Below are 8,815 nucleotides of genomic sequence, written 5' to 3'. Positions count from 1 at the left end.
AACGCGACCCGCAGCCGCGCGCCGAGCACAAGGGGCACCCCGGTGGGCGCAACCGGCCACGACCCGCCACGACCGCCCCGTGCCCGCGCTGCAAGCGCGAAAGGCCCCGTACCCCCGTGGGGCGCCCGCCCCACAGGAGCGGCACAATGGGCGGAGATGTCCGACTAGGGAGACCCGCCCATGCCGCAGTTCGACGCCTCGACCATCATCAATCTCCGCGACCTCGGCGGCATCGCGCTGACCGGCAATTCGGCCGTGCGCCCCGGGCTGCTGCTCCGTTCCGGGCAGCTCGACAGACTCGATCCCGAGCAGGACCCCGCCGTCGCCGGGCTCGGCATCCACACCGTGGTGGACCTGCGCACCGAACAGGAGCGGCGGGCCCGCCCCGACCGGCTGCCGGAGGGCGCGCGGCTGATCGTCGCGGACGTGATGGCGGGCGGCGCCGCGGCGGGCGGCGGCGACCGCGTGCCCGCCAGGCTGGACACGCTGCTCGGCAACCCCGCCGCCGCCGAGGAGCACCTGGGCGGCGGCAAGGCGGAGAAGCTGCTCTGCGACGCGTACCGGGCCTTCGTACGTTCCGAGGCCGCGTGCGCGGCGTACCGCACCCTGCTGTCGGCCCTCGCCGAGCCGGACTGCGGCCCGCTCCTGTTCCACTGCACCGCGGGCAAGGACCGCACGGGCTGGGCGGCCTCGGTGATCCTGCTGCTGCTCGGCGCGGACGAGGCCACGGTCCGGGAGGAGTACCTGTCCGTCGCCCCCGCCGTGCGTGCCGCCTTCGCCCCCATGATCGACCGCTTCGTCGCGGCGGGCGGCGACCCGGAGATCTCCGACGCGATCCTCGGGGTGCGCCCGGCGTACCTCGCGGCGGCGCTGGAGGAGATGGAGCTGACGTACGGCGGCGTGGAGGCGTACGTCCGCGAGGGGCTCGGCATCCCGGACGAGGCCGTCGACCGCGTCCGCGCCCGCTGCGTGGCGTGAGCACGGCGCGGCCGGGTCCGTCCCCCGCGGGGTGAGGTGACCATCTCACCATTCACTCGTTCTACGGATCGTGGAGCAGCAAGCGACAGCCCCCCGGCCGATCCCGCCCGTCGACGTGGAGCAGGCGGAAGCCGCGCTCATCGAGCACTACCCCCGCCTCGTACGGCTGGGCTATCTCGTGCTGCCGCCCACCCTGGGCCGCAACCGCCGTGTGCTGACGGCCCACTCCCTGGTCCAGCGCGCGCTGCCGCGCAACAGGGTGGCCACCTCCGAGCTCTCCGGCCTCGCCGTGCCCGCGCCGCGCGGGCCGAACGGTTCACCGGCCGACCCGGGCTACGCGTACGTACGGCAGCGGGTCCTGAAGTCCGCGCTGGAGGCGGGGCGGCCGCGCGGGCGATGGCAGCTGCCGAGGCCGGGCCAGTTGCCGCCGCTGCTGCCGCAGGTGTGGGGGCTGCGGCTGTTCCCCCGCTCGGGCGGCGCCGACGAACTCGCCCTGGACCAGGCGCTGGCCGCCCTGTCCGGGCCCGCCCGGGCCGCGTACGTGCTGCGTGCCCTGGAGGTGCCGTCCGAGCGGGACGTCCGTCAGGTGCTCGCGGCCGCGGGGGTCGAGGCCCCGGACGCGGCGCTGGCCGAGGCGGCGGCGCTGCGGGCGCCCGCGGGCAGCCGTGACGCGTCGCTGCTGGAGTCGATGGAGTTCGACCCCTGTTCCCTCCAGGCCCGGCCGACGGACCTGATGCGCCGCCGCCAGCACGCCCGCGCCGCGCTCGCGGGCACCGCGGCGGTGGCCGTGTGCGCGGCGCTGCTGGGCCTGCCCGGCGGCGGCTGGGGCCCGGACGGGGCCGCCGCCCCGCCGTACGCGCAGAACGCCGCCGCCCAGCAGGCCCTGGACCCGGCGAAGTTGACCAAGGTGGCCGACGGGGCCTGGAGGAGCGCGGACCGCGCGGGCTTCGCGGCCTGGCCCGCGCGCGGCAGCCGCACCGGTGACCAGGAGCTGCTGCGCCGCGCCCTCGCGGTATGGGCGCGCCCGGGGAGCAGTGTGCGGGTGACGTCCACCCCCGGCACCGCCACCGGCCCGGCCGCGGGCCCGCCCCAGCTGCTCTACGCGGGCGAGGTCGGCCAGGCGGCGGTCGTGGTGCTGTACGACGGGCTGCGCCTGGTGCGCTACGCGGAGGCGAAGAACGGCGACACCGGCGGCGCGGCCCTGGACTTCGCCCGCGCGGACGCCTCGGACGCGGATTCCGCGACCGCCGTCGTCGTCGGCCGGGCCGACAGCGACGTCCGTTATCTGACGGCCCCTTGGGTGACCGACGTGACCGTACGGGACCTCCTCAAGCCCGGCGAGAACGGGCGCCCCCTGCACACCGCCGCCGACGGCGTGACCGATCCGACGATCAGCCCCGTGGCGGCGAGCACCTGCGAGAGCTGGCCCGCGCTGCAGATGGGCGGGCGGCTGGTGACCGACCTCGGGGAGCTCGTCCCGGCCCGGCTCACCACGGGCGGCCCCGGCGCGCGGCACGATGTCACGGCCCCGGCGGCCCGCGCGGACTGGGCGCACACCGCCTGCCACCTGACGACCATGCGCGGGCAGGGCGTGCGCTCGGTGAACTCCTGGCTCTTCGCGACCCAGCCGCTGCCGGGCGGCGGCACGCCGGGCAGCGCCGAGTGGCTGTGCGCCCGGGCGGAGACCTGGCGGGGCACCGGCAGCCGGGTGCTGGCCCTCTTCCAGGTGCCGGGGGCCCGGCAGGGCGCGCCGGGCGCGTCCGTCGCCCGCGCCGACGACTCCCCCGCGTGCGGCGCCCACGACCCGCACGCCCTGGCGGGCGCGCTGTGGAAGTCGCCCGGCGGCACCTGGTACGCACTCGCGGCGGGCAGCGACGACGTCGAGTCGATCACGGCGACCGGCGCGGTGCAGGCCACCTCGCCCGGCCGGCTGCTCTCCGCCCCGGCGAAGCCCGGGGCCCGCACCCAGCTCAGCGCGCGCCTGGCGGACGGGACGAAGCTGACGGCCATCCAGTGACCGTTTCTGTTGAGCCGTCAACATCCCCTGAAAAGTGGGACGATGAGTGCGATCACCCCACCTGTCGCACATTAGTATGACCGCCATGACGAACGGGGTACGCCGCAGGATGGGTGTCGCGCAGCGACGCGAGCAGTTGATCGCGGTCGCTCTCGACCTGTTCAGCCATCGCCCCCCGGACGACGTCTCCATCGACGACATCGCAGCGGCGGCCGGGATATCCCGGCCGCTCGTCTATCACTACTTCCCCGGCAAGCAGAGCCTCTACGAGGCGGCGCTGCGGCGGGCGGCGGACGACTTGGCCGCCCTGCTGGCCGAGCCCCAGGAGGGCCCGCTGGGCGTGCGGCTGGCGCGGGTGATGAGCAGGTTCTTCGACTTCGTCGAGGAGCACGGCACGGGCTTCTCGGCCCTGATGCGCGGCGGCCCGGCGGCGGGTCCGGGCACGGCGTACACGGTCATCGACGGGGTGCGCCGGGCGGCGTACGAGGAGGTGCTCGCCCATCTGGCGGTACGGGACCCGTCCCCGCGGCTGGAGCTCGCCGTCCGCTCCTGGATCTCCCTCGCCGAGACCACGGCCCTGCTCTGGCTCGACGGCCGCCGCATCCCGCGCGACGAGCTGGAGCGCCAGCTCGTGCACGCCTTCGTCGCGCTCACGGCGGTGGGCGCGGCCTACGACCCGGACATGATGGAGATCCTCTGCCGCATCGTGGCCGAGGAGCCGCCCGGGGGGCCGCTGCCGACCCTGGTCGCCCGGCTCTCGGCACTGCTGCCGCAGCCGTCGCCGCAGGCGCTTTGACGGATCACAGTCTGCCCGTCGACCGGCGGGGCCTGCGCCGCCCGGGCCGGGCGGTCACCGCCGGGCCACCGGCGAGGAGGGGCACTCCGACCCTCGGGTAGAGGCAGGCGTACATCCGGAAGTCGGCACGGATCACGCCACGGCCACGGCGATTGAGGACGCAGGCGGCACCGTCCGCGCGGACCAGGTAGTCGGCGAAGGAACGGTCGAGGAGGGCGCCCCAGATCTCGTACTCCGCCACGGCCCGGGAGAGGGCGACCCCGTCCGGACCGGCATCCGCCAGGGCGACCATGGCCCGCCACTGCTTCGCGGGCATGGCCTCCGCGAGGAACACGGAGAGCCGGTCGGCGGAGCGGACCGGGGCCGTGTCCAGCAGGCCGGTGATCCTCTTCTGCCTTTCGCCGGCCTGCTCGGCGGCGCGCTCGCTCTGGGCGTAGGCGGCTTCCAGCTCTGCCACGCCCCGGTCCTTGAGCAGCTTGCGAAACCGGTCCAGTTCGTGGTTGACGAGGCGACAGATGACGGTGGGGGCTCGCTGGACGAGCGAGGCGATGACAAGTAGTTCCGGATCGCCCGGCTCGACCACGGCGGGGGTGCCCCGCTCGTGCGCACGCTGGAAAACCTCCCTGAACTGGTCGGTGATCTGAGCGCGCCGGGCGATGGCCACCGGATGCTGGTGCAGTACGCGGTCGATGTCGACGGGCTTCACCCGGAGGCAGGCCGCAAGCACGTGACGGAGGCCGCCGTTGTCCCGCACGGGCAGCCGGGCGAGCCGCTCGATGTCCCGGTACGTGGTCCGGCTCACACCGATGTGCCCGGCGACCTCGGCTGCCGTCAGTCCGGCCTGGACCCGTAAGTCCCGTATGGACGAGTAGCGAGCGTCGGAAGCCGACAGCAAGACCGGGGAGACGCGGAACACTTCGGCCAGTTGCACGATGCGCGCCGGCTCCGGAGTGGAGCGCCCCCTCTCGTACGAGAGTATCCGGGCCTTGGATGTGCCCACTCTGGCACCGAGTGCCGCGGCACTGAGCAGACGTCCGTCGACCCGGCGGGTGTTGCGTAGCGTACGCAGAGCAACCCCGCTGAAGTCCGCACTACCACGCGCCACTGACATCTCCCCCTCACGCGGCCGCCGAAGGCGGCTGCCAAGCTACCGCTTAGGGTCAGCTTCGCGCCATGGCAAGCACCCTTAAGGGCTACCGTCCCCCTGATCAGCGGCTCTTTCCTGGTACCGTTAAGAACCATCTCGGTATCGTCCTGCACGTGCAGGCAGATAAGTCTTGAGAGTCGGGGGAAACCTGACAGGGGCCCACCCCCGTACACGTACCTAGCTCAACGCGACGATGGACCCGCCCTCCGACTGCGCAGCCGAGGCGGGTCCATCTGCCAGCTAGGTATCAGCCGGTGGGTGAGGGGAAATCCCCTCACCCACCGGCGCTGTCCTCCCACTCGAAGAGGAACCGGACGATCCAGAGAATTGCCTTGAGAATCGCCCAATTCCCCTTGAAGAACCGGAAGAACCGCCAGACACCTCGGTTCGGCCCCTCGTGGCGGTGGCACTGGGGGACTCCGTACTCCTGTCCCCGAGCATCGGGATCATCCGCGCTCGGCGGCCCGGAGCCGTCGCCCTCCCGGTCGCCCTGCCGTTCGGAGTTGGCCATGAACCTCTCCCTTCAGGTAGCCGGGTCACTTCGACCCGCGCGCGCGGAGCCGATTGGCACCGGCCCGTCAGGGAGCTGGACACGAGCTTAGCGGCTGTCGCCCCTTCCCTACGCCTTGCAGCAGGAAAGTCCTGCTGAACAGCCAAGTACTCATGAAGGCATACGTATTGGCCAGTCTGGACCAAGGAGCGGTCATTTGCCGTCACTTGCCCACGGCCTGCTTTTCATCCACTAGAACGTGGCATGCCCTCTGCGCACATCAGCCCTCCTGCCGGAACACCGCAACCGTCCGCCCCGGCACGGAGAAGGTGCCGGAAGACACGTCGTACGACGCGGACTTGGCCACCGGATCGGCGCCACGCGCCTGCACCTCATGGAGCCCGTAGCGACTGCCCGCCAGCCCACCGACCCGCTGATCCCGGCGCCGGGGCGTGGCGTTGAAAACGACGACAAGGCTCCCCGCGCGCATCGTGATCACGCCCGCGGTCTCCCCCTCACCCGAGAGCGGAAAGGACAGGTCCCGCTGCACAGCCTCCGCACTCACGTGACTGAAGACCGGTTCCGTGGCACGGATACGCAGCAGATCACGGTAAGCGGCCGAGGCCGCCTCGACGGCGGAGCAGCCGGGGCGGAGGGCCGGTTCGGCCAGCAGAGCACGGGCGTAGGACCACTTGGCGGCGTTGTCGCGGGCCGGAGGCAGGCCGCGCCCGAAGCCGTTGCCGTCGGCGCAGTCCCAGTGGATCGCGTTGAACCAGTCGCCGCTGTCGAAGGAGTTGCGGTCCAGGGACTTGGACCGCAGAAGGTCCGTCCCCGCCTGCGAGAGCGCCGGGCCCTGGGAGAGCGTGGCGGTGGCCATGGCGAGGACCTGCATCCGGGCCCGGTCGGCGGCGGACGTGGACCGCGGCAGCTTGTAGGCGAGGGCGTCGTAAAGCGTCTCGTTGTCGTGCGCGTCGACGTAGGCGAGGGCGTCGCCGGGTGCGGCGGCGTAGCCCGCCGGCGCGCCGTTGTAGTCGACGTCGGCACCACGCACCGCGCGGCCCGTGGAATCCGTGAAGCGATAGCCCGCGAGATTGCCGCTGAGCCCCACCTTGATGAGGTCCTGGGCGTGCAGAAGGCGGGCCCGCTGCTCGTCGGGGGTGCCCTGCGCGGCCTCGTTGGGGTCGGTGAACAGGCCGGACGCGAAGCCCTGGAGCCGCGGATCCGCGTCGAAGGGGCCGCCACCGCGCACGGCGTCGCGGGCCCGGTCCGAGAAGGTGGCGATGCCGGTGCCCGCCATGTTCCGCTGGGTGGCCTGGACGAAGCGGGCGTCGTCGGCGACCTCCCCGAAGTTCCAGCCCTCGCCGTAGAGAAGAACCGCCTTCCCGTCCACCCCGTCCTTCTGGGGCGTGAGCGCGTCGAGGGCCCGGCGCACGGCCAGGATGTTCGCCTTGGGATGGTGCCCCATGAGGTCGAACCGGAAGCCGTCGACCTTGTACTGCTTCGCCCAGGTGACGACGGAGTCCACCACGAGCCGCCCCATCATCGCGTGTTCGGGAGCGGTATTGGCGCAGCAACTGGAGGTGGCGACACCGCCATCGGCGAGCAACCGATGGTAGTAACCGGGCACGACACGGTCGAGCACGGACTTCGGGTCCTGACCGGAGGCCGCGGTGTGGTTGTAGACGACGTCCATGACCGTACGCAGCCCGGCGCCCGCGAGCCCCTGCACCATCCGCCGGAACTCCACGGTCCGGCCAGGCCCGTCGGGCTCGGAGGCATAGGAGCCCTCCGGGACGGTGTAGTGCAACGGGTCGTAACCCCAGTTGTACGCGTCCCGGGCCGCGGTCCTGCCCACACACTCCTGCTGCCGGTCCGAATCGGCGGGCAACGCGGCGAGGTCGCAGGGCGGTACGGCCTGGTCGGCCCGCCGTTCGGGAACGGTGGCGAAGTCGAAGGCGGGCAGCAGATGGACATACGACGTACCCGCCTCGGCGAGCCGCTTCAGATGACGCATGCCCGCGGAACCCTGATCGGTGAAGGCGAGGTACTGCCCCGGGTGCGCCGACGTGCGGTCCACGACGGAGAAGTCACGGATGTGCAGCTCCTGGATCTGCGCGTCCCGCAGCGGTACGGCCTTCGGCTTGCGCAACCCGCGCCAGCCGGGCGGGGCGAGCGCGGGGTCGGCGAGGTCGGTGACCACGCTGCGCTCGGAATCCGTGGTGAGGGCGGTGGAGTAGGGATCAGTGACGCGATTGGTGACGACCTGCCCGACGCTCGGCACCCAGACGGTGACGGCGTACCGGTAGCTCTTCCCCTGCCACGCCCGCGGCCCGGTGACACTCCAGACACCACTGGCGTCGTCGCGGCGCATGGGGACGGCACGGCCGTCGATCTCCAGCGCGACGGTACGGGCCGTGGGCGCCCAGACGGAGAGGGTGGGGCGGCCGTGCTCGAAGTCGGGCCCGAGGCGTCTGCCCGCGGCGGCCCCGGCATAGAGGTCGTCGAGCACCCCCGGTATCTGCACACCGGTGACGACGCCGTCGGCTTCGGCGGTGACGGCACCTCTGAGAATGTCGCGCTCCCGGCCGCGGGCGTCCACGGTGAAGGCGTCGTACCCCGCCGCGGCGAGGTGCGGATACCGCTCCCGCTGCGCGGGCGTCAGCCCTCCGGGGCGGCGGGTGAGAGTCAGGGTGCCGCCGTCGTGGACGAGGTGGTGAGGGTGATCGGGCGTACCGAGGTCTCCGGGCCAGGCGAGGGTGTCCCGGTCGATCCACTGGACGCGGGCGTCGGGTATCCGGGGGCTTTGGGCGTGGGCGCTACCGCTGGGTGAGACCAGGGGCAGCAGCAGGCTTGCGATGAGGATGGCCGCTAGGCGGCGCATGGTTTCTCCTTCCGTGGTCGGTTGCCGGTCGAGTGGTCCGGTCGTGCGGCTTGCGCTGCGCGCGCGGGTGCGGGCCCGGTGGGGGCTTGTCGCGCCCACGCGGCGGAGCCGCACAATGTCGCAGCCCCGCGCCCCTCAATGCCGCCTGCGAGCTCGGTGCGCTGCGTTCGTCCGGCGACTGCGGGCCGGTGGGGACTTCTCGCGCCGTTCCCCGCGCCCCTGAAAAGCCGCCCACGAGCTCGGTCGTCCCTGCTCGTCCGGCGAGTGCGGGTCGTCGCTGGTTGCTCGCGCAGTTCCCCGCGCCCCTGATGGGGCGCGGCAGCCCGCCCGGCACCGTGGTGCACCCTCAGCGGGGCGCGGCGGCGAGGACAACCACCCCTTGCGGAGAGCCGACAGCGGACGCAGGCACCCCCTACGGGTAGCCAACCGACGGTGGAGGGGGCGGGGCCGGAGGGCGGGGTTCTGGAACGACGGTGCATGGAGTACGGCTCCCCATACGTATCGGC

General features: G+C 72.9%; 6 protein-coding genes. 3 read left to right on the top strand and 3 right to left on the bottom strand.

Annotation, left to right across the window (positions count from 1 at the left end; all coding sequences use genetic code 11):
• The first annotated feature begins 180 nt into the window (after positions 1-180).
• The 3 genes from K6I34_RS24930 to K6I34_RS24920 all read left to right on the top strand — a co-directional run bounded on the left by K6I34_RS24930 (position 181) and on the right by K6I34_RS24920 (position 3,791).
• Entirely contained in the window at positions 181-978 is a 798-nt protein-coding gene (locus K6I34_RS24930; protein WP_229328616.1) for a tyrosine-protein phosphatase, read from the top strand.
• Positions 979-1,048: 70 nt separating this feature from the next.
• Positions 1,049-2,995 carry a hypothetical protein gene (locus K6I34_RS24925; protein ID WP_229328615.1) on the top strand — a complete coding sequence of 649 codons (1,947 nt, stop codon included), beginning with the start codon at positions 1,049-1,051 and terminating at the stop codon, positions 2,993-2,995.
• Positions 2,996-3,080: 85 nt separating this feature from the next.
• Positions 3,081-3,791, top strand: a complete 711-nt coding sequence (locus tag K6I34_RS24920; RefSeq protein WP_229328614.1) for a TetR/AcrR family transcriptional regulator — start codon at positions 3,081-3,083, stop codon at positions 3,789-3,791.
• A 4-nt stretch (positions 3,792-3,795) separates the two neighbouring features.
• Here the strand turns inward: K6I34_RS24920 and K6I34_RS24915 are convergent, their stop codons facing one another.
• The 3 genes from K6I34_RS24915 to pulA all read right to left on the bottom strand — a co-directional run bounded on the left by K6I34_RS24915 (position 3,796) and on the right by pulA (position 8,309).
• Positions 3,796-4,902, bottom strand: coding sequence for a helix-turn-helix transcriptional regulator (locus K6I34_RS24915; protein WP_229328612.1), 1,107 nt, complete (start codon positions 4,900-4,902; stop codon positions 3,796-3,798).
• 310 nt (positions 4,903-5,212) lie between these two features.
• Positions 5,213-5,449, bottom strand: a complete 237-nt coding sequence (locus tag K6I34_RS24910) for a hypothetical protein (protein WP_229328611.1) — start codon at positions 5,447-5,449, stop codon at positions 5,213-5,215.
• 259 nt (positions 5,450-5,708) lie between these two features.
• Positions 5,709-8,309 (bottom strand): pullulanase-type alpha-1,6-glucosidase, encoded by a 2,601-nt coding sequence (pulA, locus tag K6I34_RS24905; protein ID WP_229328610.1) that lies wholly within the window; start codon positions 8,307-8,309, stop codon positions 5,709-5,711.
• Positions 8,310-8,815 lie beyond the last annotated feature (506 nt).

Source organism: Streptomyces sp. UNOC14_S4 (assembly GCF_020740835.1).
Classification (GTDB): Bacteria; Actinomycetota; Actinomycetes; order Streptomycetales; family Streptomycetaceae; genus Streptomyces.
The sequence above is the reverse complement of the archived record's forward strand: the minus strand, read 5'-3'. Positions and strand labels throughout refer to the sequence as shown.